23 protein-coding genes and 1 rRNA gene are annotated in these 22,924 nt (G+C 70.7%); 4 read left to right on the forward strand and 20 right to left on the reverse strand.

The window, feature by feature from the left end; all coding sequences use genetic code 11:
* The 3 genes from LZ198_RS21150 to LZ198_RS21160 form a co-directional block, all read right to left on the reverse strand.
* A 16S ribosomal RNA gene (locus LZ198_RS21150) occupies window positions 1-120 on the reverse strand; the annotation flags it as partial.
* An 837-nt stretch (window positions 121-957) separates the two neighbouring features.
* Window positions 958-1,587, reverse strand: coding sequence for a guanylate kinase (gene gmk, locus LZ198_RS21155; RefSeq protein WP_253973834.1), 630 nt, complete (start codon window positions 1,585-1,587; stop codon window positions 958-960).
* Window positions 1,584-2,462 (reverse strand): YicC/YloC family endoribonuclease, encoded by an 879-nt coding sequence (locus LZ198_RS21160; RefSeq protein ID WP_253973835.1) that lies wholly within the window; start codon window positions 2,460-2,462, stop codon window positions 1,584-1,586. Before LZ198_RS21160 ends, gmk begins: the two co-directional genes overlap by 4 nt.
* 83 nt (window positions 2,463-2,545) lie before the next feature.
* Here LZ198_RS21160 and LZ198_RS21165 point away from each other — a divergent pair, with 83 nt between their 5' ends.
* Window positions 2,546-3,640: a glycosyltransferase family 9 protein gene (locus LZ198_RS21165; RefSeq protein WP_253973836.1), complete on the forward strand. Its 1,095-nt coding sequence runs from the start codon at window positions 2,546-2,548 to the stop codon at window positions 3,638-3,640.
* Window positions 3,641-3,673: 33 nt separating this feature from the next.
* Here LZ198_RS21165 and LZ198_RS43455 read toward each other — a convergent pair whose 3' ends face one another.
* The 10 genes from LZ198_RS43455 to LZ198_RS21210 all read right to left on the reverse strand — a co-directional run bounded on the left by LZ198_RS43455 (window position 3,674) and on the right by LZ198_RS21210 (window position 14,822).
* Window positions 3,674-3,868 carry a Trm112 family protein gene (locus tag LZ198_RS43455; RefSeq protein ID WP_323382846.1) on the reverse strand — a complete coding sequence of 65 codons (195 nt, stop codon included), beginning with the start codon at window positions 3,866-3,868 and terminating at the stop codon, window positions 3,674-3,676.
* A 3-nt stretch (window positions 3,869-3,871) separates the two neighbouring features.
* Window positions 3,872-4,360: an adenylyltransferase/cytidyltransferase family protein gene (locus LZ198_RS21170; RefSeq protein WP_253973837.1), complete on the reverse strand. Its 489-nt coding sequence runs from the start codon at window positions 4,358-4,360 to the stop codon at window positions 3,872-3,874.
* Window positions 4,357-5,370, reverse strand: a complete 1,014-nt coding sequence (locus LZ198_RS21175) for a bifunctional heptose 7-phosphate kinase/heptose 1-phosphate adenyltransferase (protein ID WP_253973838.1) — start codon at window positions 5,368-5,370, stop codon at window positions 4,357-4,359. The genes LZ198_RS21170 and LZ198_RS21175 overlap by 4 nt, the downstream gene beginning before the upstream one ends.
* A 31-nt stretch (window positions 5,371-5,401) precedes the next feature.
* Window positions 5,402-6,520 (reverse strand): tetraacyldisaccharide 4'-kinase, encoded by a 1,119-nt coding sequence (gene lpxK / locus LZ198_RS21180; RefSeq protein ID WP_253973839.1) that lies wholly within the window; start codon window positions 6,518-6,520, stop codon window positions 5,402-5,404.
* Window positions 6,521-6,605: 85 nt separating this feature from the next.
* Window positions 6,606-7,640, reverse strand: coding sequence for a glycosyltransferase (locus LZ198_RS21185; protein WP_253973840.1), 1,035 nt, complete (start codon window positions 7,638-7,640; stop codon window positions 6,606-6,608).
* Between the two features lie 5 nt (window positions 7,641-7,645).
* Window positions 7,646-8,653, reverse strand: a complete 1,008-nt coding sequence (locus LZ198_RS21190) for a glycosyltransferase family 4 protein (RefSeq protein ID WP_253973841.1) — start codon at window positions 8,651-8,653, stop codon at window positions 7,646-7,648.
* Window positions 8,650-9,933: a 3-deoxy-D-manno-octulosonic acid transferase gene (locus tag LZ198_RS21195; protein ID WP_253973842.1), complete on the reverse strand. Its 1,284-nt coding sequence runs from the start codon at window positions 9,931-9,933 to the stop codon at window positions 8,650-8,652. The genes LZ198_RS21190 and LZ198_RS21195 overlap by 4 nt, the downstream gene beginning before the upstream one ends.
* Window positions 9,934-9,955: 22 nt before the next feature.
* Entirely contained in the window at window positions 9,956-11,128 is a 1,173-nt protein-coding gene (locus tag LZ198_RS21200; RefSeq protein ID WP_253973843.1) for a PHP domain-containing protein, read from the reverse strand.
* Window positions 11,129-11,150: 22 nt separating this feature from the next.
* The gene (locus tag LZ198_RS21205; protein ID WP_253973844.1) at window positions 11,151-12,935 is read right to left on the reverse strand and encodes an ABC transporter ATP-binding protein; all 1,785 of its coding nucleotides are present in this window, start codon (window positions 12,933-12,935) and stop codon (window positions 11,151-11,153) included.
* A 3-nt stretch (window positions 12,936-12,938) separates the two neighbouring features.
* Window positions 12,939-14,822 carry a DUF4388 domain-containing protein gene (locus LZ198_RS21210; protein ID WP_253973845.1) on the reverse strand — a complete coding sequence of 628 codons (1,884 nt, stop codon included), beginning with the start codon at window positions 14,820-14,822 and terminating at the stop codon, window positions 12,939-12,941.
* Between the two features lie 60 nt (window positions 14,823-14,882).
* Between LZ198_RS21210 and lpxB the strand changes: the two genes are divergently transcribed.
* From lpxB to LZ198_RS21225, 3 genes are read left to right on the forward strand one after another with little or no spacing between them, the layout of a single operon-like run.
* Window positions 14,883-16,034, forward strand: a complete 1,152-nt coding sequence (gene lpxB, locus LZ198_RS21215; RefSeq protein ID WP_253973846.1) for a lipid-A-disaccharide synthase — start codon at window positions 14,883-14,885, stop codon at window positions 16,032-16,034.
* A 17-nt stretch (window positions 16,035-16,051) separates the two neighbouring features.
* Window positions 16,052-16,756, forward strand: coding sequence for a polyprenol monophosphomannose synthase (locus tag LZ198_RS21220; protein ID WP_253973847.1), 705 nt, complete (start codon window positions 16,052-16,054; stop codon window positions 16,754-16,756).
* A gap of 19 nt (window positions 16,757-16,775) precedes the next feature.
* Window positions 16,776-17,402, forward strand: coding sequence for a MarC family protein (locus tag LZ198_RS21225; protein WP_253973848.1), 627 nt, complete (start codon window positions 16,776-16,778; stop codon window positions 17,400-17,402).
* A gap of 6 nt (window positions 17,403-17,408) precedes the next feature.
* Here LZ198_RS21225 and LZ198_RS21230 read toward each other — a convergent pair whose 3' ends face one another.
* The 7 genes from LZ198_RS21230 to LZ198_RS21260 form a co-directional block, all read right to left on the reverse strand.
* On the reverse strand, window positions 17,409-17,867 hold the full coding sequence (locus LZ198_RS21230) for a hypothetical protein (RefSeq protein WP_253973849.1): 459 nt from the start codon (window positions 17,865-17,867) through the stop codon (window positions 17,409-17,411).
* Window positions 17,868-17,897: 30 nt separating this feature from the next.
* Window positions 17,898-18,920, reverse strand: coding sequence for an OmpA family protein (locus tag LZ198_RS21235; protein ID WP_253973850.1), 1,023 nt, complete (start codon window positions 18,918-18,920; stop codon window positions 17,898-17,900).
* Window positions 18,921-19,140: 220 nt separating this feature from the next.
* On the reverse strand, window positions 19,141-19,944 hold the full coding sequence (locus LZ198_RS21240; RefSeq protein WP_253973994.1) for an LpxI family protein: 804 nt from the start codon (window positions 19,942-19,944) through the stop codon (window positions 19,141-19,143).
* A gap of 26 nt (window positions 19,945-19,970) precedes the next feature.
* Window positions 19,971-20,747, reverse strand: a complete 777-nt coding sequence (gene lpxA, locus LZ198_RS21245) for an acyl-ACP--UDP-N-acetylglucosamine O-acyltransferase (RefSeq protein WP_253973851.1) — start codon at window positions 20,745-20,747, stop codon at window positions 19,971-19,973.
* Window positions 20,748-20,782: 35 nt separating this feature from the next.
* Entirely contained in the window at window positions 20,783-21,244 is a 462-nt protein-coding gene (gene fabZ / locus LZ198_RS21250) for a 3-hydroxyacyl-ACP dehydratase FabZ (RefSeq protein ID WP_253973852.1), read from the reverse strand.
* Entirely contained in the window at window positions 21,244-22,308 is a 1,065-nt protein-coding gene (gene lpxD / locus LZ198_RS21255; RefSeq protein WP_253973853.1) for a UDP-3-O-(3-hydroxymyristoyl)glucosamine N-acyltransferase, read from the reverse strand. The genes fabZ and lpxD overlap by 1 nt, the downstream gene beginning before the upstream one ends.
* 10 nt (window positions 22,309-22,318) lie before the next feature.
* Window positions 22,319-22,870, reverse strand: coding sequence for an OmpH family outer membrane protein (locus LZ198_RS21260; protein WP_253973854.1), 552 nt, complete (start codon window positions 22,868-22,870; stop codon window positions 22,319-22,321).
* Between the last annotated feature and the right edge of the window lie 54 nt (window positions 22,871-22,924).

Here is a 22,924-nt window from a genome sequence, read left to right on the forward strand (position 1 = left end):
ATCCACGTGTTACGCACCCGTGCGCCGCTCTACTAAGGGTTGCCCCTATTCGCGCTCGACTTGCATGTGTTAGGCACGCCGCCAGCGTTCGTTCTGAGCCAGGATCAAACTCTCCAATTGTATTTTTTAGAGATTTGAACCGGCGTCAGTCTCAGGCCCGGCTAAGGAACCTGAAACTCGCTGATTCATACCGGAGCTGCGGTGTGCGCTTCTCAGCGCTCCCTGCTGGCTCCGTTTCAAAGAATTGACTGCGGTTTCCGCAATCCTGCTTCTTCTTGGGCTTGCTATTTGGTTTTCAAAGACCGAGTCGCTTGTTTCAACCGCGACCTTCTGCTACTCTCGCTCCGCTTTCAACTTCCTTCTCGCCGTCAGCGGGGCGCCTCTTCTATTTCATCTTCGCGTCCGCTGTCAACCACCCAGTTTTTCGCTTTCTGCTTTCCAGCTCCCCGTCACTCCAGCGCCGCCCAGTGGCTTCCGCTTTCGTTTCGGGAGGGCGCGGCTTCTATCTCTCCGCCGCCTGCCCTGTCAACTCCGCTGCTTCGTTGACCGCCCCGCCGTCTCCGCCCTTTCCTCCGGGCTTCTTCGTCGGGGGCGCGGCTTCTACCACCACCGCGTCTCCTGTCAACTCGCTTCGTTGACCGCTGTATTCCGTCGTGTTCCTGCGACATCCCACGAAGTGCTCCGGACCGATGTCCGGCTTCCTGGCGAGGGGGCGCGGCTTTTACCACCGCCGCTTCCCAAGTCAACCCCTTTGAGGGGAAATGGTGCGCCCGGGACAACCTGCTCGCCCCGGCGACCTGAACGACCATTTATGGAGCCTCGGGGCAGACGTCAACTTGTTGTCACGAGGTTCTTCGTCGGGCGCCCGTTTCCCTGACCGCCCACGGGCTATCCGGGAGTTGAAGCCCGGAGCGTGGGCAGAGAACCCGAGTTCCCCACCCATTCATTCCAGGAAGCTCAGCTCCCGACGCCGAGCTTCAACCGGGAGAGGTCCACCCTCCCCCGCCGGCACTGCTCCGCGGAGACCACGGAGCGCAGCTCGCCGAAGGCCCGCTCGAAGTCGTCGTTGACGACGATGTAGTCGTACGCGGCGATGCCCCGCTCGATCTCCGACCGGGCGGCCAGCATCCGGCGACGGATGGTCTCGTCCGAGTCCGTCTGCCGGTCGCGCAGGCGCCGCTCCAACTCCTCCATCGAGGGAGGCAGCACGAAGATGAGCACCGCGTCGGGGTGCTTGCGCTTGATGGCCTGGCCCCCCTGGACGTCGATGTCGAAGATGGCGACGCCCCGGCGAGCCCGGGCGACATCCACCGTCGACTGCGGGCTCCCATAGAAGTGGCCATAGACCTCGGCCCACTCGACGAACTCGCCGCGTTCGATCTTCTGCTGGAAGGTGGCCACGTCGACGAACTGGTAGTCCACGCCGTCGCGCTCCTGCCCCCGGGGCCGGCGCGTGGTGACGCTGATGGAGAAGTCCGCCTGGGGCGTCTCCTTGAGGAGGCGCCTCGCGAGAGAGGTCTTTCCCGCGCCCGACGGGGCGGAGAGGACGAGCAACAGGCCGGGCTGAAGGACGGTGGGTTCGCTCATTCGATGTTCTGCACCTGTTCGCGGATGCGCTCGACCTCGGCCTTCATCGAGACCACGCGCGCGGAGATCTCCGCGTGCTGGCTCTTGGAGCCGGTCGTGTTCACCTCGCGGTGCATCTCCTGCACGAGGAAATCCATGCGGCGGCCAGCGGGCTCGCTGCTCGCCATGAGGACGCGGAACTGCTCGAGGTGGCTCGCCAGACGCGTCACCTCCTCGGCGATGTCGGTGCGCTCGGCGAAGAGGGCCACTTCCTGGGCGAGCCGCTGCGGGTCCACCGCGACGCCGCGCGCCAGCTCCGCGACACGGTCGGTGAGGCGCTGCTGGTAGTCCTGCACGGCGCGCGGCGCCAACTGCGCCACCTCCCGGCTCCAGCCCTCGAGGAGCTTCATCCGGGCGTCGAGGTCCGCGTGGATGGCCTCGCCCTCGACGAGCCGCATCTTCTCCAGCGCGGAGAGCGCCTGGTCCAGCGCGGTCATCACCGCCGGCGTCGCGGACTCGAGGTCCACGCCCTTTTCTTCCAGGCGGACGACGCCCTGCTGATTGGCGACCTGGGCCCAGGTGACATCCCCGGAGAGGCCCAGTTCCTGGGCCAGCTCCCGGAAGGTGCGCAGGTACTCTCGCGCCAGGTTCAGGTCGACGGTGGGCACCGTTCCGGAAGCCGTGGCCGCCTGGCGCTTCACCAGCACCTCGACCGAGCCGCGGGCCAGCCGGTCCTTCACCTGCTTCGTCACCGCGGGCTCCAGTGACGCCAGCTCACGGGGCAGGCGCGCCTTCACCTCGCAGAACTTGTGGTTGAGAGAGCGCACCTCGACGGAGACTTCCTCGTCCCCCACGCGTGCGCGGCCCGCGCCAAACCCGGTCATGCTCTTCAACATTGGGCGGTTGCTAGGGGCTTTCCGCTCCCAGGTCAAGCCGCGTGCTTGCACGCCTTCCAGTTCTGTGTAGGGTCCGCGCCGCGATGTCCTGGCTCAAGCGGCTCGAATTGTGGGCGAAGCTTCTGCTGGCGCTCGTGGCGTCCGCCCTGTTCTGGCGCCCGGGTCGCCGGCTTCGTCCTGGTCGTCCCCTCCCCCGTCCCCGGAAGGTGCTGCTCGTGCGGCCCGACAACCGCGTGGGCGAGGCGCTCCTCACCACCCCCTTGCTGCGCACCCTCAAGGCGCACGTCCAGCCCGCGCCCAAGGTCCATGTCCTGGTCCACGCCAAGGTGGCCCGCGTGCTGTCCGGACATCCCGACGCGGACGAAGTCATCGCGTTCGACCGGCGCCGCCTGTGGATGGGCGTGCTCGCCCCTGGGGTCCGAGCACTGCGCAAGGAGGGCTACGACCTGGTGGTGGACTGCGCCAACTGGGAGGTCCCCTCGGTGACGAGCGCCATCATCTCCCGGCTCGTCGGCCCCCGGGCCATCGTCGTCGGCCCTCGGATCTGGCCTGTCGCCTACCTGCACTCCCTCTCGGTTCCCGCCCTCACGGAGACCCGCAGCGAAGCGCTCCAGCGCACCCACCTGCTCTCCCCGGTGACCGGAGGGTCCCTGGCGAAGGGGCTCTCCTTCCGAGAGCCCAACGTGCGCGACACCTTCCGCGCCCTCCTGGAGGATGCGGCCACGAGCCCCCACGCGGTCATCAACCCTGGTGGCCGGCTCGGCCCCAGGCGCATTCCGCCCGAGGCGTTCGCGGCCTCCGCGCGCGCCCTGCTCGAGCAGGGGAGGACTCCCATCGTGACGTGGGGCCCGGGAGAGGAGGAGCTCGCGCGCGCCGTGGTCGCGGGCGCCCCGGGCGCCATGCTCGCCCCACCCACGAACCTCGACGAGCTCGCCGCGCTCATGCGCGCCGCGGGCCTCACCGTGTGCAACAACACGGGGCCCATGCACCTGTCCGTGTCCGTGGGCGCTCCCACCCTCGCGTTCTTCCTGCGCATGGACATGCCCCGATGGGGACATGCCTACGCGCCACACCGGATGGTGGACCTCACGTCCATCGTCGATGGCGCGGCAGGCGTGGGACTGGAAGCCCGCGCCGCCGAGGAAGCCCGCTCCTTCGCCGCCGCACTCGTCCGGTAGCGCTCGGCCCCGAGGACACCTCGGGGCCTTGGCTCACCCGCGAGCGGGCCCTTCCGTCCGGCGCTTCGACTCCGGGAGAAGCTGTGGCACGCCGTCCTCCACCGGCCACGAAGCCTGGCAAGGACCACAGCGAAGCTCCGGACCGCGCGCGGACGCCCACTGCTCGAGGCGCCCCTTGCACTCGGGGCACCCCAAGACCTCCAGCAGCGTCGCGTCCAGCGAGGTCATCGCCTACTTCGTGCCCTCGCGACCGAGCTTGCGCGCCAGGTCCGTGGTGCTGTGGTCCTTCGGGTCGCCGGACACCGCCGTGCGCCCTCCGTAGGCCCGGACTTCATCCGCCTCGGGAATGGTGTCCGGGGTGTAGTCCGTGCCCTTCACGTGCACGTCCGGCTTGAGCGCCCGGATGATGCCCCTCACGTTGGGCTCGTCGAAGACGACGACGCGGTCCGTGCACGCAAGCGCGGCCACGAGCTCGGCACGCTCGACCTCCGGGATGTAGGGGCGCCCGGGCCCCTTGTAGGCCCGCGTCGAGGCATCCGAGTTCACCGCGACCACCAGGACATCCGCCAGGGCCCGCGCGCCCTCCAGGTAACGGACGTGCCCGACGTGCAGCAGGTCGAAGACTCCATTGGCCAGCGCGACGGTGCGGCCCTCCGCCCGCCAGCGCTCGCGCGCCTCGACGATGTTCCCGAGCGACTGAATCTTCTCCAGGGTGCTCATCGCGCGCTCCGCAGCTCCGACATCAGTTCGTCCCGGGACACCGTCGCGGTCCCCGGTTTCTGAACGACGAGGGCGCCCGCGACGTTCGCCAGGCGCGCCGCCTCACCGAATGAAGCCCCCGCGGCCAACGACAGCGCGAAGGTGGCAATCACCGTGTCCCCCGCGCCCGTGACGTCCACCGCCGCCTTGGCCCCGTGAACCGGGATGAGGTCCACGCCCCCCTCCGCGTCGAACAGCGCCATGCCGTGCCGCCCCCGCGTCACCAGCAGCGCGCGGCACCCCAGCCGCCGCACCGCCGCGTGGCCCGCCGAGAACAGGTCCGCCTCGGAGCGCACGGGATGTCCCGCGAGCGCCTCCAGCTCCGGCTCGTTGGGCTTGCATACCGTCAGCCCCGAGAAGGACGACAACGCGTAGCGGCTGTCGACGCAGACAGGCAGCCCGTCCGCGGCCAGCTTGCGCAGGACCTGGCGGACCTCGTCGCCGAGCACGCCCGCGCCGTAGTCGGACACCACCACCGCGTCCGCGTCCCGCGCCGCCTCCTCCACGTGCTTCGCCAGCGCCTTGCGGATGCGCGGCGCGAGGCCCGCTCGTTGTCCGCGGTCCAGACGTAGCATCTGCTGCCGCGTGGTGCTCACGCCGCCCGCGAGGATGCGCGTCTTCGTCTCCGTCTCGATGCCGCGCCCCGACACGCAGTGCAGCCGGACACCGGACTCCTCGAAGAGGTGCCGCAGCTCCCGGCCCATCTCGTCGGCGCCGAGCGCCCCCACCGCCGTCACCTGTCCGGACAAGGCGCGCACGTTCGCCGCCACGTTGGCCCCACCGCCCAGCTTCACCTCCGCGGACTCGTAGCGGACGATGAGCACCGGAGCCTCGCGGCTCACCCGGTCGGTCTGTCCGTAGATGTAGTGGTCGGCGACGAGGTCACCCACCAGGAGCACCCTGCGGCGCGCGAACGCGAGCGGCAGGCGAGAGGGCATCGGCAACGGGCGTACGGGCGAGACTGCGGCCATGGCGGCGGTTTGTCCCACAGCGCCTGCCGCCTCACAAGCCGTCAGGCATGCCCGCCAGCCCGAGCGCCCTGCGCAGGTGGGACTCGCCCTCCAGGACCTCCACCCCCAGCCGGACCACCCAGGCCTCGAACCCCGCCGGAAGACGCACCGCGTCCTTCTCCGTCGTCACGATTCGCAGCCCCCCCTGCCTGGCCCGAGACTCCACGTCCCGCAACTCCCCCGGAGTGAAGCGGTGGTGGTCCGCGAAGAGCGCCGACTCCTCCACTTCCACTCCGAGAGACCGCAGCGTCTTCAGGAAGCCCCCCGGCCTTGCGAGCCCGGCGAGCGCGAGCACCCGCTGCCCCCGCAGCGCCTCGGGTGGCAGCAATCCGCCCGAGGGATCCACCCACGCCGTGGGGCCGTAGCGCGTGAGGACGCGAGGGAGCCCGGCCCCTTCGTCCGGCAACCGGGAGGGCGTCGTCACGAGCGCGGAGGCTCCGCTCCCCACTGCCGCCGACGTCCGCACCCAGAGCAGCGTCGCCCGACGCAGCGACGACGGGGGCTCGCGCAGCGGTCCCCGGGGCAACATGTGGCCGTTGCCCAGCCCCACCGCCTCGTCGAGCACGATGAGGTCCTCGTCCCGAGCCAGGCGCCGGTGCTGGAAGCCATCGTCGAGCAGCACCGTGTCCAGGCCGAACTCGTCCCGCGCCCGATAGGCACTGGTCACCCGGTCCGCGCCGACGAAGAGTCGCACGGAGGGGCAACGTCTCGCGAGCAGCAAAGGCTCGTCACCCGCGTCCTCCACCGAGGGCAGGGGCCCCGCTCCCGTGAAGGTCACCGGCTCCTGCGACCGTCGCCCATAGCCTCGCGTGAGGATGCCCACCTTGCGCCCCTCGCGCACGAGCAGGTCCGCGAGGTGCAGGACCGCGGGCGTCTTGCCCGTCCCCCCCACGTTGAGGTTGCCCACGGAGACGACACGAAGCCCCTCGACGCGCTCCGCGCGAAGCACGCCCCAATCATAGAGCGCGCCGCGCAGCCCCACCGCCGACGCATAGGCCCACGACACCACCGTGAGCGGTGACAACAACGCGCGCAATCCCCAGCGCTGCGCCACGGGCGGATAGAAGACCCGCTCGATGGCGGTCGGTGACTCCGGCGCGGGCGCGGTCATGCGCGCAGCCTCGACCCCACCGCAGGCCATGCGACGTCGCGGGACCGGCTGGCCTCATCCACGCGGCCCCCCTGCTCGTGCAAGGTCATCGGCCGCCGCCCCCCCGCGCCCGCGCGTACAGCGCCAGGATGTCCTCCGCGATGCGCGCGTTCGTGGGATGCGCGATGGGCGACTGCTGTCCGGAGAGCGCCGCGCGAGCCACCGCTTCGGGCGAGGGCTCGGACACCTTCACATCCGCGAGGTCCGGCAGCGCCCCTTCCTCGACCGCCACCACACGGACACCACAGGCACGCGCCTGGGCCGCGGCCCGAGCGCTCCAGTCATTTCCCAAGCCGAGGAGCCAGACCTCGTCCAAGGCGCTCAACCAGCGCACGAACTCGTCGCCCTGGCGATAGCCCGCGAAGATGACCGACTCCGTCAGTCCCCTCGCGGCGACCTGACGCCGCGTCTGTTCCACGAGGCCCCCGTCCCCCACGAGGACGAGTCGAGCCTCCGGACGCCCCTCGCGGTAGAGGGCGAAGGCATCGACCCCCACGGTGTGGCGGCGCGACGGCTGGAACGTGGAGACCATCCCCACCAGCGGGCCCCCCGAGAGGCCCAGTTCGCGACGCAGCGCCGCCTTGTCCTTCGCGGGATGGAAGCGTGGGTCCACCAGTGCCGGAAGCACCTGCGCCAGCGCCCCCTTCTCCAGCAGGCGGGGCAGCAGCGCGTTCGCGGGCACCGTGTACGCGTCGGCCCTGGGCATGGAGGCACGCAACGAGCGCGGCGCATGGAGCGAGCGGACGAGCACCGCGCCAGCGGGCCGCCCCCACCTGGCCAGCAGGTGGTCGTGGCTGAAGTGCGAGTGCACCACGTCGACGCGCCGCCCCTTCAGCCGCCGCCAATCCCGCCACATCCGCCAGGGTGGAGACTTGACCGACAACTCCAGTCCCTCGTCGTCCAACAACCCCAGCTCACGGAAGCGCGGCACCGCGGGCTCCTCCGCGGGGAGGTCCCGACGACGCCGATCCACCGCCACCGTCACGTCATGCCCGGCCTCGCGCTGCGCCAGCGCGAGCAGCGCGATGTTCTCCGCGGGGCCGCTGAAGAACGGGCTCGCCAGCAGGTGCAGGATGCGCATGCCGCTCACCGTCCCGACAACTTGCGGTACAGGTCATCCAGGGCGTGCGCCTCGTGCTCCACACCACAGCGGCGCCGCGCCTCCTCGGCCGCGTTGCGCCCCACCTGCCTGGCGCGCTCCGGCTCCCGCATCAACATGTCCAGCAACTCGCGCAGCGCCTTCACGTCCCCCGGCTCGAAGAAGAACCCCGTGCGCCCATCCTCGATGAGCGTGTCCAGGTACGGCAGCTTCGACGCCACCACGCAACACCCCGAGGCCATCGCCTCCACATGCACCAGCGAATAGCCCTCTGAATACGACGGGTGCACGAGGACGGTGAGCCCCTGATACCAGGGCTCGATGACGGACTGCTCGCCCGCCATCGTCACGCGCTCCTCCAGGCCCGCGCGCAGACCGTTCATCCAGTCCAGGTCCGGCCCCTTCGCCAACCCCACCAGCACCGCCTGCCAGTCCGGATAGGACGACAGCAGGGGGCGCACCGCCTCGACGAAGTCGCCCTGGCCCTTCTCCTTGCGGATCCGGCCGATGACGCCCACCCCCAGGCGCCCGCCCTGCCCCAGTCGCTTCCAGGCCTCGTCCCGATCCGCTGGAGGGTGAAAGCGCGTCAGGTCGACGCCATGCGAGATGATGGTCGACGGCAGCGCGAACGCCTCGGCCACCTGCTTCGTCAACGACACCAGCGCGTCCGCGCTCCGGGCGAGCAGCCGCGTGAAGCCGGTCGGGACCATGGACGTGTGCCGCGTGAACACCAGCCGCACGTCGCGCCCGACCAGCTTCACCAACAACCCCGCGAGCAGTTCGTTGTTCCGATGCGCGTGCCACACCACCGGCTCACTGCGCGCGCGGCGCAACAACTCCGGCCAGGTGATACGCGGGAGGCCGTCGCTGAGCCCAGAGCCGATGACCCGGGTCTCCGAAGCGGAGGCCTTCACGAGCGCGGGCACCACCGACTCCACGTGGCGCGTCACCCCCGTGTATCGCTTGTGGAAATGCGGGTGGACGATGAGCGTCATCGCGGCTCGGCCCTCCCGTGGGGAAAGAGCGTCGTCATCGCGTCCGCGTTCCTCTCGCTCGCGCCGGAGATGCGGCGCACCGTCTCCCTCGCCTGTGCGCCCAGAGACTCGAGCCTCACCGGGTCCGACAGCAGCTCCTCCAGTCGCGTATGCAGCGCGTCCGCGTCCGCGACCTGCCACCCACCCTGCCCCGTCAACAACGCCACGCTGTCCCGGAAGTTGTCCATGTGCGGCCCGTACAGCACCGGCCGACCCTGTCCCGCCGGCTCCAGGATGTTCTGCCCACCGCGCTTCGTGAACGAGCCCCCCACGAACACCACCGTCCCCAGCCGGTATGCGCGAGACAGCTCACCGATGGTGTCCAGCACCACCACCTGCGTCCGCGCGCCGTTCCCCGTCGAGCGCAACCCCACCTCCAGCCCCACCTCCCGCGCCAACGCCGTGATGCGCGGCGCCCGGTCCACGTAGCGAGGCGCCACCACCAGGCGCAGGTCCGGCCAGCGGCTCAGCAGCCGCCGGTAGACGCCGAAGAGCACCTCCTCTTCACCCTCATGCGTGCTGCCGGCGATCCACACCCGCTCGCCCGCCGTCAGCCCGAGCGCTCCGCGCAGCACCTCGTCGTCGCTCGACGCGCCCGAGGCCAGGGCGTCGAACTTCGTGTTCCCCGTCACCTTCACCCAGTCCGCGTGCGCGCCCAGTTGGAGGGCCCGCTCGGCCTCTCCCTCCTCGCGCATCAACAACAGGTCGAAGTCCTTCAACGGGTTGCCGATGAGCCGGAACAGCCAGCGGTACCTGCCGACATTGGCCGGAGAGAAACGGCCATTGGTCATCACCACGCGCGCATGGCCCCGCTTCGCGGCGCGGATGAGGTTGGGCCACACCTCCGTGTACTCCAGCACCAGCAGGTCCGGACGCAGCGCCTTCACCGCCCTGCGCGTCGCGCCCCACAAGTCGTAGGGGACGTACACCACGCCGTCGATGTCCTTCGCCAACCGCCCCTTCGCCATCGCGTGACCGCTGTCCGTCATCGTCGAGACGATGAGCTGGCAGCCCGGGAATCGAGCCCGCAGCGGAGCGAACATGGGCGCCAGCGCGAGCAGATCTCCCGCGCTCGCCCCGTGCAGCCAGAGCACCGGGCCGTCCCCGCGCGGAGGGATGTCTCCCGGCGCGTAGAACCCCAGCCGCTGCTTCAACCCGTGCCGCGTCTTCCGGTGCAGACAGAGCACCGGCAGCAGCAGCGGGAAGAGCAGGTAGGTGGCGAGGATGTACAGGAGGCGCATAGGGGCGGCTCCCGGCCCTCTATCAGATGCCCGGGCCTCGGGGCAGCACACGCACGGGCCCGGGGACGATCCAGGGCCGCCACTCCGAGCCGAGGAAGCGCCCGGGCCCCTTCGCCCACACCTCCACTCGCGCCACGCCCTCCCCCGTCAACTCCACCGACAGCCCGTCCGGACGCAGGCGCCCCGCCCCCCAGACCTCCAGCCGCACCGTCTCCGGCTCCGGGCTGCCGGGCAGGCGCACCGACAGCACGTCCCCCACCCGCGCCTCACGAAGCCCCGGCCGCAATCCCTCGAGCGCGAAGCCCGCGGGTTCCCCCAGCGCCCGGAACCCACACAGCCCGTTGCCTCCGGCGAGCGCCTTCGTCACGAGGGCCGCCGCGGCCTTCGCGTCCTCCGGCAACGGGAAGGGGACCTCGTCCGGTGGGAGGTAGGTGGCCATCGACTGGAAGACGGACTCGTACGAGGGCACGCCATGGGCGTCGTGCGCGCAGAAGGGGACACGGAGGAACTGCTGGGACAGCCCCATGAAGTGGTCGCTCGGTCCGGGCTCGGGCGCGACCAGCAACATCACCCCATGCACCGGCTGGGAGAGGTACGCCCCCACCGCGGGCAGCAGCCGGCTCACCGGGCGACTCATCGCTTGTCGGAAGAAGGTGTCCGCCGAGTACAGCTCGAAGCCCAGCGCCTCCGACGCGCTCTGGGCGTCCGTCCACGGGTTGTGGCGTTGCACGGGATGCGCGAGCACGCTCATCCCTCCCGCGGCCTTCACCGCGCGGACCGCCTCCCCGGGCGGCATCCACTTCGAGACGTCCTGGAGTGGACGCTCCATCCCGAAGGCGACCAGGTGTCCCGCGGACGTCGACATCTCGACACCGGGGACCAGCAGCACCCCCTCGGCCCACGTCGGGGCCGGAGGCGTGAAGTCGTTGTGGTCCGTGAGCAGCACGAAGTCGAGGCCCGCCGCCTTCGCCGCCCGCGCCACCTCCAGTGGCGTCCCCCGCCCGTCCGAGCGCGTGGTGTGGACATGGAAGGCCCCCCGCACCCAACGCGGTGGAGCCCCCTCCGGCGGCGCGACCACGGGGTAGCTCACGAAGGAGGCCGGTAGCGCGAAGAAGCCCGCACACCCGAGCACCAACAGCACCAACCCCACCACGGCCCGCACGAGCTTGCCCGCGAAGACCCCGAGCCGGTTCACGCGACACCTCGCCCACGCGCGCTCACGCCACGCCCCGGTCGACAGTCCCCTCCGTCTGCATCCGCCAGAGCGCGGCGTAGCGCCCCCCGGCCTGGAGCAGCTCGGCGTGCGTGCCGTGCTCCACCGAGCGCCCCGCCTCCATCACGTGCAGCACGTCGGCGTTCGCCACGGTCGACAACCGATGCGCGATGACCAGCGCGGTGCGGCCCGGCAGCACGGCCGCCAGGGCCGCCTGCACCTCGCGCTCGCTCTCCGGGTCCAGGCTGCTCGTCGCCTCGTCCAACACCAGCACCCGCGCCCGCGCGAGCACCGCCCGGGCGATGCACAGGCGCTGACGCTGCCCACCGCTCAACGTCACGCCACGCTCGCCGATGCGCGTGTCGTAGCCCTGCGGCAACGCGCGAATGAAGCCGTCCGCGTTCGCCACCTTCGCCGCCGCCTCGACCTCCTCGCGCGTGGCGTCCGACCGCGCGTAGCGCAAGTTGTCCAGCACCGTGCCCTGGAACAACAGCGGCTCCTGGGTCACCAGCGCGAACTGCTCGCGCACGCTCGCCGCCGTGTACCGGTCCGCGTCCACGCCGTCCAACCGCAGCCGCCCTTGCTGGGGGCGGTCGAAGCGCAGCAGCAACGTCGTCACCGTGCTCTTGCCACCGCCACTGCCTCCCACGAGCGCCGTCACCTGCCCCGCCTTCAGCTCCAGCGACACCCCGTCCAGCGCCTTGCGGTCGCCATACGAGAAGCGCACGTCCTCCAGCAGGATGGACCGTTCGATCGGCGGCGCCACCACCGCGTCCGGCGCGTCCGCCACCGGGTGCGTCAGGTCCAGCAACGCGAAGAGCCGCTCCCCCGCCGCGCCCGCCTGGACCGCGAACTGCGTCACCCGGCCCAGGTCCTTCACCGGCTGGTACACCAGGATGACCGCCGTCAGCAGCGACAGCAGCGCCTCCGGCTCCATCAGCTTCGCGCCCGCCGCATAGGCCAGGGCGCCCGCGAGCGCCGCCGCCGCGAGCACCTCCATCAGCCCCGGCACCGCGCCCCGCGCCCACGCCGCACCCACCACCGCGTCCTCGTGCGCCTTCGCGTGCGACGCGAACCGCGCCAGTTCCGCCTCCTGCCCGTTGAAGGCCTGGATGGTCCGCAGTCCCCCGAGCCCCTCGTGGAGCTGCCCCGCCAACTGGCCCAGTTGCGCCTGCCCCTCGCGCGTGCCCTTCAACACCTTGCGCGTCAGCCGCGACGCCGGCAGCGCCGCCAGCGGAATCACCAGCAGCATCAACCCGCCCAGCAGCGGACTCATCGACAGCGCCACGCCCGCGAGGATGAGCACCTGGAGGCTGTCACGCAGGTAGGAGCCCACGGTGTACATCGCCGCCATCTCCACCGCCGTCACGTCCGCGGAGAAGCGGCTGAGCAGATCGCCCTGCCGCTCGCGCGCGAGCTGCGCGGGCGACAACGACGTGAGCCGCACGAACACGTCCCGACGCAGGTCCTTCACCACCCGCTGCGCGAACAGGCCCATGAAGTAGAACTGGCCCAGGTAGCCCACGCCCTTCACCAGGCCCACGACCACCATCACCAGCGGGAAGCCCCACAGCGCGGCGTCACGCGGCAGGTCCGCCAGCCAGGGGACCCGGTGCGCGCTGGCGAAGCCCTCGCCCCCGCCCGACAGGAGGAAACGCAGCGCGGGCCCCGTGAGGTACGCGTAGGCCCCCGTCGTCAGGCCCACCAGCGCCATGCACACGAAGGCCACGACGAGCACCGGCACATGCGGGCGCGCATAGCGCAACAGTCGCCACAGGATCTCGTGCATCCGCTACCGCCCCACCTTGCGCAGCGCCGCCTTCGCGAGCTGGGAGTACGGGTTGTACTCCAGTACCTTCAGCAGCTTCTTCCGCGCCAGCGGCGCGTCTCCCAGGTCCATGTCGATGATGGCCGCGATGATGTGCAGCCGCTCCACATACGGGCCCAGCGACAGCGCCTTCTTCAAGACCTTTTGCGCCTTCTGCGCTCGCTGCACGAGCGGCCCGGAGGCCGCCTGGTACGTCGCCCAGGCGAGGAACGAGTAGTACTCCGGCTCCCTCGGGTTGAGGTTCACCGCCTCCTCGAACGCCACCTGCGCGGACAGGAAGTCGCGGCGCTTGAGCGCGGCCTCGCCCCGGCGCAAGGCGATCTCCGCGTCCACCACCACCGCCGTGTTGCGCCCCACGTCCAGCTTGCTGAACAGGTACTGGAGATACGCCTTGCGCTTCTCCTCCACGCTCAGCACGCGGTACGAGGCGGACAGCTTCTCCTGCACCGACTCCAGCAGGTCCTTCAGGTCGAGGATGTCGAACTCCGCGTAGGTGTCCGGATGGAAGCGCATCGCCGTCTCGTGGTACGCGCGCTCCACCGCCTCCGCGTCCGCGGTGATGTCCAGCCCCAGGCTGCCGAAGTAGCTGCGGGTGATGATGCGCACCGCCTCCTCGCGCAGCGACGCCGCGGTCTCCACCGGCAGCGACTTGCGCTTGCGCGGGCCGATGCGGTCCGGCACCACCGCCGTGGCCAGCACGTCCGCCCCCGTCGCCACGGGGGTCGGAGAGAACGTCACCCCGCCCGTCAGCTTCAGGAACCACAGCAGCGAGTACGCCGCGCGCAGCTCCCCACGGCCGTGCGCCAGCAGCTCCTTCAGCACGATGCGGCCGTTGACCTGCATGGCGATCTTGATGTCGTCCGTGTCGAGCGCCATCGCCGACAGGTCGCGCCCGAACTCCGGCGAGCGGACCGGGTACTCGCCCAGGTTCGCGCGCAGCGCCGCCGCCATCACCTTCAGCGGGAAGCAGCGCCGCGCGCCCTCCAGCACCTGCGACAGCGGAGGCAGGTCGACGGAGGCGACCTCCTTCGTGAACTCGTCGCCCGAATAGAAGGCATACCGGCCCTCGCGCATGCCCAGCACGCGGCACAGCCGGTCATGCGTGTAGTCGCGCAACAACTGCGACAGCTCCTCGCCCGCGGCCTCCACGCCCGCGTCCGCCAGCGCGGCCCCGATGCGCAGCCCCGACGCCAGCGCCTCCACCACGCGCTCCGACTGCGCCGGCGTCAGCACCCGCCGGTCCACGAGGAAGCGCGTCAGCGAGTCGTCCTTGCTCGACGAGTCGAAGCTCACCGGCCCGCCGCGCAGGAAGTACACGCGCCGGCTCAGGTCGCGGTGCGCCGCCACCAGCACGCCATCGCGACGCAGCCGGTAGATGGAGTGCAGCAGGCCCGGCAGCGGGTAGCCCTTCAGCTCGCCGCTGTTCACCGCCGGACGCGACAGCGTGGCCGCAAGCCCGGTGAGCGGCACGGCCTGCGCCGCGCGCACCAGGGACTCCAGCTTGGGGACCAGCTCGCCCGGCTTGAGCGGGTCCGCCACGTAGGCGTTCACCTTCAGGTCCAGCACGGAGCCCACGCCGCGCGCGCGCCCCAGGTGCCCCTTGTCGATGGCGACGATGGGCACCCGCCCGCCCTGGCTGTGCCCTCGGATGAGGTGCACCACGTGCGCCCCTTCCACGCGCGGCAGGTCCACCGACAGCACCATCACATCCGGGTTGTCCGCCGCGAAGTGCTCGAGCACGGCGATGGGGTCATTCACCGCGCGCACGGAATACCCGGCCTGGGAGAGCAGGCCCGTCAGGTGCTCGAGCGTGGGGGGATGGCTCTCGGCGAGCAGAAGCGTCTTCAAGGGTGCCGCAGTCTACACCTTCATCCGGTCTCGCATCAGGGTACGATGCGCCCCCCTCACATGACGCCCCCACCCCGCATCCTCGTCGTGGCCGGAGAAGCCTCCGGCGACGCCCACGCCTCCGAGCTCGTCGCGGCCCTCCAGGCCCGGCGGCCGGACCTCACCTTCTTCGGCATGGGCGGCTCGCGCCTGGCGGCCCGGGGCGTCGAGCTGCTCTTCGACGCCCGCGAGGTGTCCGTCATGGGCATCACCGAGGTGCTCCCCCGCATTCCCAGGATCCTCCAGATCATGAAGGGCCTGGCCGAAGCCGCCGCCGAGCGCCGGCCGGACGTGGCCATCCTGGTCGACATCCCGGACTTCAACCTGCGGCTGGCCAAGAAGCTCAAGGCCCTGGGCATCCCCGTCGCCTACTACATCTCCCCGATGATCTGGGCGTGGCGCCGGGGACGGGTGCGCACCATCAAGCGGCTGGTGGACCGGATGCTCTGCATCCTCCCGTTCGAGGAGGACTTCTACCGCGAGGCGGGCGTCAGCGCCCGATACGTGGGCAGCCCCGTGGTGGAGCAGGTCCCCACTCCGGACACGACACGGGCCTTCCGCGAGCGGCTGGGGCTGGCCGAGGAGGCCCCCACGCTCGCCCTGCTGCCCGGCAGCCGGATGAGTGAGATCCGCCGCCTGCTGCCGGCGATGGTGGACGCGGCGAAGCAGCTCGCCGCCGAGCGTCCCGGCCTGCAGGTCGTGGTCCCCGTGGCGCCCACCATCCCCCGTCAGGAGGTGGTCTCCCGCTTCGAGGGCAGCGGGTTGACGCCCGTGCTGGTGGACGGGCACGCCCCGGAGGTCGTGGGCGCCAGCGACGCGGCGGTGGTGGCGTCGGGTACAGCCGTGCTGGAAGCCGGGCTGATGCAGCGCCCGCTGGTGGTCATCTACCGCGTGTCGCTCATCTCGTACTGGGTGGGACGGCTGATGCTCAAGGTGGCCTTCGTCTCCCTCATCAACCTCCTGGCGGGCCGGCGCGTGGTGCCGGAGCTGCTCCAGGGGGAGATGACCCCCGAGCGCATCGCCGACGAGGTCCGCCGGGTCTGGGTACCCGGCGCCCCCCGTGAGGAGATGATTCAGGGTCTCATGGAGGTCCGGGGGAGGCTGGGCGAGGCAGGGGCCGCCACCCGGGCCGCCGAGTCCGTCATGGAGCTGCTGCCCCCGCGCCCCGTTTAGGGTATGTCGGCCCCGCCATGAACCGTGCGCTGGTCTGTATCCCCACCTACAACGAGCGGGAAAACATCGAAGCCATCACCCTGGCGGTGCTCCAGGCCGATGCCCGCGTCGACATCCTCGTCGTGGACGACAACTCGCCCGACGGCACCGGGCAGATCGCCGACCAGCTCGCGCAGAAGGACCCGCGCGTGCGCGTGCTCCACCGCGAGAAGAAGGAGGGCCTGGGCCGCGCGTACCTGGCCGCCTTCCGCTGGGCGCTGGCCGAGGGCTACACGTACATCATCGAGATGGACGCGGACTTCAGTCACGATCCGCGCTACCTGCCCGGCCTGCTCGACGCGGCGGAGGCCGGCGCGGACCTGGTGCTCGGCTCGCGCTACGTCACCGGCGGCGGGACGGTGAACTGGGGTGTCGGCCGGCAGTTGATCAGCCGCGGCGGCAGCCTCTACGCGCGCACCATCCTGGGCGTGGGCATCCGGGACCTCACCGGTGGCTTCAAGTGCTTCCACCGCCGGGTGCTGGAGACCATCGACCTGGATTCGGTGCAGAGTTCCGGGTACTCGTTCCAGATCGAGCTCACCTACCGCACGCTCAAGCACGGCTTCACCGTGCGCGAGGTGCCCATCATCTTCGAGGACCGGCGCGTGGGGCACTCCAAGATGAGCAAGAAGATCTTCGCCGAAGCGCTCACCCTGGTGTGGAAGCTGCGGCTCACGGTGTAGTCGACGAAGGCGTGCGGTGATGAAGGCCTACCTGACCCAGTTCCTGGTCGCGCTGCCCGCGGTCTTCTTCGTGGTGGACCCCATTGGCGTGGTCCCCCTGTTCCTGGCGATGACGGCCGGGGACTCGCCGGAGAAGATCCGCCGCACGGCGATGCGCGCGTGCCTGGTCGCCTGCGGGCTGATGACCTTCTTCGCCCTGTTCGGCACCATCATCTTCAAGGTGTTCGGCGTGTCGCTGGGCGCCTTCCGGGTGGCCGGCGGAATCCTGCTGCTCATCACCGCGCTGGACATGCTCCGCGCGCGCCCGTCCGAGACGCGCACCACGCCCAACGAGGAGCAGGAGGGCGTGGTGAAGGAGGACGTGGCCATCGTCCCGCTGGCCATCCCCCTGCTGTCCGGCCCGGGCGCCATCGCCACCGCGATGGTGCTCATGGCCCGGGGCACGACGATGACGGCCACCCTGCCCGTGCTGGCCGCCATCCTGCTCACGTTCCTGTTGAGCTACTTCATCCTGCGCGCCTCCGGCCTCGTGCAGCGCGTGCTGCGCCAGTCCGGGGTGGCCATCGTCGAGCGAGTGATGGGCCTCATCCTCGCCGCCATCGCGGTGCAGTTCATCGCGGATGGCGCGAAGGAGCTCCTGCGGTAGGGCGGGTCAGTTGGTGGCGACCCACGCCGGGCCGGCGCGCTTGAGCCGCCCCTGGGGCTTGCTCTCCAGGGTGAGTTCGTCCGGCCCGGAGCGGTGCGCGTCGTACGCGTACCCCTCCCCCACCTCCTGGAGGTACACCACCACGGCGTCGAGGACGCTCTCCTGCACGACCTTGAACGTCGCGTCACCGCAGTGTGGCTCGTCCCCCTCGAAGAAGCGCTCCAGCATGGACTGCTCGGGCCTGCGCACGTACACGCGCACCGGCGTGGGCTCCTCGCGACCCTGCGCGGCGATCTCCCCCACCACCCTGGCTGGTGTCGGCTCCCGGAGGACCGACTGCACCAGCGCGCATTTCTGCGCCTCCATCTCCCGCCGCACCGCGAGCGGCGCCTTGTGGGCACAGCCCGCCCCGGCCAGGAGCGGCAGACTCAGCACGCCCCAGGCCAGCTGTTGGAATCGCTTCATCCCTTCGCCTCCTCGTGACTCGCTTCTTCGCTACAGCTTCCTCCACCGCGGAGCGAAGGGCGCCTGCTTCAAGACAGGGTCCTCCACCGCGATGATGTACTCGGCCCGGCGGTTGGCCGCTTCCGCCGTCTCGTCCGGCGTCGGCACCGCGGGTGACTCCTCTCCGAACCCCTCGTAGAAGATGGGGACCTTCAGCCCGCGCTGGCGGAACGCCGCGGCGATGCTGCGAGCGCGCTTCAGCGACAGCTCGCGGTTGTCCGCCGAGGCGCCCACCGTGTCCGTGTGTCCCAGCACGTAGAGGCGAACCGCCGCGAAGCGGCCGTATTTCGCCAGGGCCTCCGCGAGCTGCGCGTGGCTGCGGTCCAGCTTGCCGCGCTCGCTCGCGGGAATGTCCGCGCGTCCGGATGCGAACCCCACCTCCTCGTGCGGAATGTCCACGCGCCAGGGAAAGAGGTCCACGCCCGTGTAGAAGTCCGATGTGTCGAAGGCTCGCAGGGTGACTTTCATCACCCGGCCCTCGGCGGCAGGCCAGCTCACGGGGAGGGGCGTCCCCGCGGGCTCGCCCTTGAAGGCCACCTCGCCCTCGAAGGCCTTCTTGCCCGTGTCCATCAGCACCGTGAGCTCCACGCGCCCCGCGGGACGCGAGAGGAGGAAGCGGAGCTGGCGCTTCTCCACGTCCACGTCCTCCGGGCGGACCTCCAGCTTCAGCGGCCCGTTGAGCTCCGTGTCGAAGGACAGGGGCAGAGAGCCGGACTCCGCGTCGGCGAAGCGGACGACGAGCTCGCCTTCGTAGTGGAAGCGCCCCTCTGGCTGCTCCAGCTCGATGCGCCGGGTGATGCCTGGCTTGCCGCCGCCCTTCACGTCGACCACCTTGCCGTCCCCCCGCTTCAGCTTCACCTCGAAGCCGGCGATGGGTTCGTCGATGTGCACGAGCAATGCCGGGAGGTTCTCCCCCAGCGCGGCACGGCCCTCGAGGGAGACGCGGATGGCGTCCGCGAACGCGGGCAGCGGTGAGACGAGGGCGAGACTGAGCAGCAACAGTCGGGGGTCCATGGCGCGGCGTCGACCTCGGGCATCGCGGGCCGCGCGGCGACAGCGGCCCGTGTGGGGGTGGATTCCTCCGCGACAGGGTAGGACGGTGCTCCGGGCGTGGGAAATGGTTCCCCAGCGAGACGTCGCCCCGCCGGGGGCATTCAATCGCGGAGCACGCGCCGGGTCAGGCAGCCGGGGGGACGAGGCGTCCCCGCTCCGGCATCCCCACGCAGGCGCGGCGTCAGCGCACGCCGACGAGGGTGATGCCCGCGGCCTCGGCGCCCCGGAAGAGCGCGGGTGCGTCCAGCAGCACCGTCTTCCCCACTTCCAACGCCAGCACCTTCGCGTGGACCTCCCGCATCACCTCCAGCGTGCGGGGGCCCGCGGCGGGCAGGTCGAAGCGCAGGTCCTGCTGGGGCTTGCAGCGCTTCACCACCACCGCGCCCGCGCCGCCCAGCTTCCCGCCCCGGCGGATGGCCTCGTCGGTGCCCTCCACGGCCTCCAGGGCGAGCACGAGGCCCTTGTGCACCACCACCGTCTGCCCCACGTCCGCCTGGCCCAGGAGGACCGCCACCTCGCGGCCCACCGCGACGTCCTTCTCCTGCTCCGGCGTCAGCCGCGGGCCCGCGAGGTGTCCCTCGGGGCACAGGACCTCGCCCAGGAAGTCCGTGGGGGCGATGATGGTGATGCCCCGCTCCTCGAAGTCCGCGGCCACCGCGCGGAGCAGCGCGTCGTCGCGGAAGCTGCGCAGGCGGGAGATGACGCGCACGGTGCCCAGGTCCGGCCGGGCGTCCTTGATGGCCCGCACCCGGCCGATGCCGCCCGCCATGGCCGCCTGGCGCACGCCCGCGGCGCGGAAGGCCTTCTGGATGCTGTCCACCTGCCCCACGCGCACCCAGGTGAGGGAGGCGACCTCCGAGGCCAGCGCCGGGTCCGTCTCCCCCTTGTGGGCGACGGCCACCACCTCCAGCCCCCGGGCGCGCGCCGCGCGCGCGAAGAGGAAGGGGAGCTGGCCGTTGCCCGCGATGAGGCCGATGCGTTCCACCGCCGACGCGCCTTCCATGCGGGAGGTCACCGCGTCAGGCCGCGCTTGCTCTGCATGACGAAGTCGATGAGGTGGTCGACCTCCGGCTGTCCACCGAGCTCCGTGCGCAGGCGCGCCAGCGCCTCCTGCAGGCCCAGCTTCGAGCGGAACAGGATGCGGTGCGCCTCCTTGATGCGCTCGATCTGCTCCTTGGAGAAGCCGCTGCGCTCCAGGCCCACGGCGTTGAGCCCCACCAGCTCCGCGCGGTCGCCCTGCGCGGTGGCGTACGGCGGGATGTCCATGGTCACCATGGCGCCGCCGGCGATGAAGGCGTGCCGGCCCAGGCGGGTGAACTGGTGCACCGCCGCCAGGCCGCTGATGATGACGTGGTCCTCCAGCGTCACGTGGCCGGCCAGCGCCGAGCCGTTGCCGATGCGGCAGCCGTCCCCGACGACGCAGTCGTGCGCGACGTGGCAGGTGGCCATCAACAGGGTGCCGTTGCCCACGCGCGTGACACCACCACCGCCCGCCGTGCCGATATGCAGCGTCACGAACTCGCGGATCTGGTTGTCGTCGCCGATGACGAGCTGCGTGTCCTCGCCCTTGTACTTGAGGTCCTGCGGGTCGGCGCCCAGCGCGGCGAACTGGAAGATGCGGTTGCGGGCGCCAATCGTCGTGCGCCCCTCGATGACGACGTGCGGGCCCACGCGCGTGCCCTCACCAATCGTCACCTTCGGACCGATGACCGAATAGGGCCCCACTTCGACCGTCTCGTGCAGACGGGCATCGGGGTGGATTACCGCGGTGGGATGAACCTGAGCCATGTCGTCTCGTCTCCTCTTGCCTCGCGAGCCCGGCGTCAGGAGGCCGCGCCCTCTTCCGCGCCGGCGTCCTTGTCGACCACGGTCGCCAGGAACTCGCCCTCGGCGACCTTCGCGCCGTCCACCGTCGCCGTGCCCTTCGTCTTCCACACGGAGCCCTTGTGCCGGAGCACCTCGATGACCAGTTGGAGCCGGTCTCCCGGCACCACCGGCTTGCGGAAGCGCGCGCCGTCCACGCCCATCAGGTAGGTGACCTTCTGGGACGGGTCCATGTTCTCGCTCTTGTACGCGAGGATCGCCGACGCCTGGGCGAGCGCCTCGAGGATGAGCACCCCGGGCATCACCGGATGGCCGGGGAAGTGCCCGTTGAAGAACTCCTCGTTGATGGTGACGTTCTTGTAGGCGATGAGCTTCTGCCCGGGGATGATCTCCACCACCCGATCCACGAGGAGGAACGGATAGCGGTGAGGCAGCAGGTTCTGGATCTCTCCGATGTCCATCACTCCCCCATCTCCTTCTCGAGCGTCTCCACCCTGCGGCGGAGGGCCCGCATTTCCTTGAGCAGGTCGGCCAACTGCCCTTGTGCAGCGCTCGCGCGCAGCCATTCCTTGTGGGGGATGGCCGGCGTGCCGCTGTAGACCTCGCCGTCCGGCACGTCGTGCGCCACGCCGGACTGCGCGCCCACCTTGGCCATGTCACCCACGCGGATGTGGCCCACCACGCCCACCTGTCCGGCCAACACCACGCCGGCACCCACCTCCGACGAGCCGGACACGCCGGCCTGCGCGCAGATGAGCGTCAGCGGGCCCACGCGGACGTTGTGGGCGATCTGCACCAGGTTGTCGAGCTTGGTGCCCCGCCCCACGACCGTCTCGCCGAGCGTCGCCCGGTCGATGCAGGTACACGCGCCCAGTTCGACGTCGTCCTCGATGCGGACGATGCCCACCTGGGGAATCTTGAAGTGCTCCGGCCCATCCGCGCCCTCCGGATCGAAGGCGAAGCCGAAGCCGTCCGCGCCCACCACGCACGAGGCATGGAGGATGACGCGGGAGCCGACGATGCAGCGCTCGCGCACCGTGACGTTGGGGTACAGCACGCAGTCGTCGCCCACCTGGGCCTGCTCGCCCACGTACGCGCCCGGGTACAGCACGCTGCGCGCGCCCACGCGCGCGCCCGCCTCCATGGTGGCGCCGTGCATCACCGTGGCCTCCGGATGGACGGTGGCCTCCGGGTGGACCCAGGCGCCAGGCCTCACCCCCGGGGCGGGACGCGCCGCCGGGTGGAAGGCCTTCAGGAGCTTCGCGTAGGCCAGGTGCGGGTTGGGCACGCGCACCACGGCCAGGCCCTGACGCGCGGGGGCATCCCCGTTCACGAGCACGGCCGAGGCGCGGGTCGCCTCGTACTGACGGCGGTAACGCGTGTTTCCGTAGAAGGACACGTCCCCCGGGCCTGCTTCCTCGAGCCCGTTGAGTCCGTGGATGAGAGTCTCTGGGTCGCCGAGGAGCTCTCCACCCACCAGGGCGGCGAGCTCCCCGAGCCGGCGGGGCGCGGGGGAAGTCGTCACGGGATGCGGGTTACTTCTTCGGGGCGTCCTTCGCCGCCGTCGTCTTCAGGTTGTTGTAGGCGCGGATGACTTCGTTGGAGATGTCGAGCTGGGCCTTCGCGAAGACGATGCCCGAGTCACGCTTCTCCAGGACCAGGGCCAGGTCGTCGCGCTGGGCGATGCCCGCCACCACCTGGTCGATCTTGGAGATGATGGGCTCCATCTCCTGGCGCTCCTTGTTGGCGGCCTCGCCGCGGCTCTTCTCCCACTTCTGGGCGAGCGTCATCACCTTGCGCTGGAGCTCCGCCTCCTTCTGCGCGCGCGTGTCCGGGCTCATGGCGCTGGCCTGCTTGTCCAGCGTCTCCTTCTCCGCGCGCAGGGCGGTCTGCTCCTTGTCGATCTCCTTCTGCTTGTCGTCCAGCCACTTCTGGAGACGGGCCTTGGCGGCCTTGCCGTCATCGACCTCGAGAAGGACGCGCTGGAGGTCCACGTAGGCGACCTTCAGGTCGGCGGCCGAGGCGGCCACCGGCAGGGCAAGCGACAGGACGGCGGCCATGGCCGCGACAGTGGTGCGAAGCGACATGTTCTACAGCTCCTCAGGAAGGGTACAGCGTCCGACGTCAGACGCCCGGGCTTG

This window comes from Myxococcus dinghuensis, from assembly GCF_024198235.1.
In the GTDB taxonomy this organism is placed as follows: Bacteria; Myxococcota; Myxococcia; order Myxococcales; family Myxococcaceae; genus Myxococcus; species Myxococcus dinghuensis.

Bases quoted from the DNA above. Each gene is read 5' to 3' on its own strand.
- LZ198_RS21175 (WP_253973838.1), bottom strand. From the start codon at position 5,370: ATGGCCGCAGTCTCGCCCGTACGCCCGTTGCCGATGCCCTCTCGCCTG.
- LZ198_RS21230 (WP_253973849.1), bottom strand. From the start codon at position 17,867: ATGAAGCGATTCCAACAGCTGGCCTGGGGCGTGCTGAGTCTGCCGCTC.
- LZ198_RS21195 (WP_253973842.1), bottom strand. From the start codon at position 9,933: ATGCGCCTCCTGTACATCCTCGCCACCTACCTGCTCTTCCCGCTGCTG.
- LZ198_RS21225 (WP_253973848.1), top strand. From the start codon at position 16,776: ATGAAGGCCTACCTGACCCAGTTCCTGGTCGCGCTGCCCGCGGTCTTC.
- gmk (WP_253973834.1), bottom strand. From the start codon at position 1,587: ATGAGCGAACCCACCGTCCTTCAGCCCGGCCTGTTGCTCGTCCTCTCC.
- LZ198_RS21185 (WP_253973840.1), bottom strand. From the start codon at position 7,640: ATGCGCATCCTGCACCTGCTGGCGAGCCCGTTCTTCAGCGGCCCCGCG.
- LZ198_RS43455 (WP_323382846.1), bottom strand. From the start codon at position 3,868: ATGACCTCGCTGGACGCGACGCTGCTGGAGGTCTTGGGGTGCCCCGAG.
- LZ198_RS21205 (WP_253973844.1), bottom strand. From the start codon at position 12,935: ATGCACGAGATCCTGTGGCGACTGTTGCGCTATGCGCGCCCGCATGTG.
- LZ198_RS21165 (WP_253973836.1), top strand. From the start codon at position 2,546: ATGTCCTGGCTCAAGCGGCTCGAATTGTGGGCGAAGCTTCTGCTGGCG.
- fabZ (WP_253973852.1), bottom strand. From the start codon at position 21,244: ATGGACATCGGAGAGATCCAGAACCTGCTGCCTCACCGCTATCCGTTC.
- LZ198_RS21190 (WP_253973841.1), bottom strand. From the start codon at position 8,653: ATGACGCTCATCGTCCACCCGCATTTCCACAAGCGATACACGGGGGTG.
- LZ198_RS21260 (WP_253973854.1), bottom strand. From the start codon at position 22,870: ATGTCGCTTCGCACCACTGTCGCGGCCATGGCCGCCGTCCTGTCGCTT.
- lpxK (WP_253973839.1), bottom strand. From the start codon at position 6,520: ATGACCGCGCCCGCGCCGGAGTCACCGACCGCCATCGAGCGGGTCTTC.
- LZ198_RS21220 (WP_253973847.1), top strand. From the start codon at position 16,052: ATGAACCGTGCGCTGGTCTGTATCCCCACCTACAACGAGCGGGAAAAC.
- LZ198_RS21170 (WP_253973837.1), bottom strand. From the start codon at position 4,360: ATGAGCACCCTGGAGAAGATTCAGTCGCTCGGGAACATCGTCGAGGCG.
- LZ198_RS21235 (WP_253973850.1), bottom strand. From the start codon at position 18,920: ATGGACCCCCGACTGTTGCTGCTCAGTCTCGCCCTCGTCTCACCGCTG.
- lpxA (WP_253973851.1), bottom strand. From the start codon at position 20,747: ATGGCTCAGGTTCATCCCACCGCGGTAATCCACCCCGATGCCCGTCTG.
- lpxB (WP_253973846.1), top strand. From the start codon at position 14,883: ATGACGCCCCCACCCCGCATCCTCGTCGTGGCCGGAGAAGCCTCCGGC.
- LZ198_RS21160 (WP_253973835.1), bottom strand. From the start codon at position 2,462: ATGTTGAAGAGCATGACCGGGTTTGGCGCGGGCCGCGCACGCGTGGGG.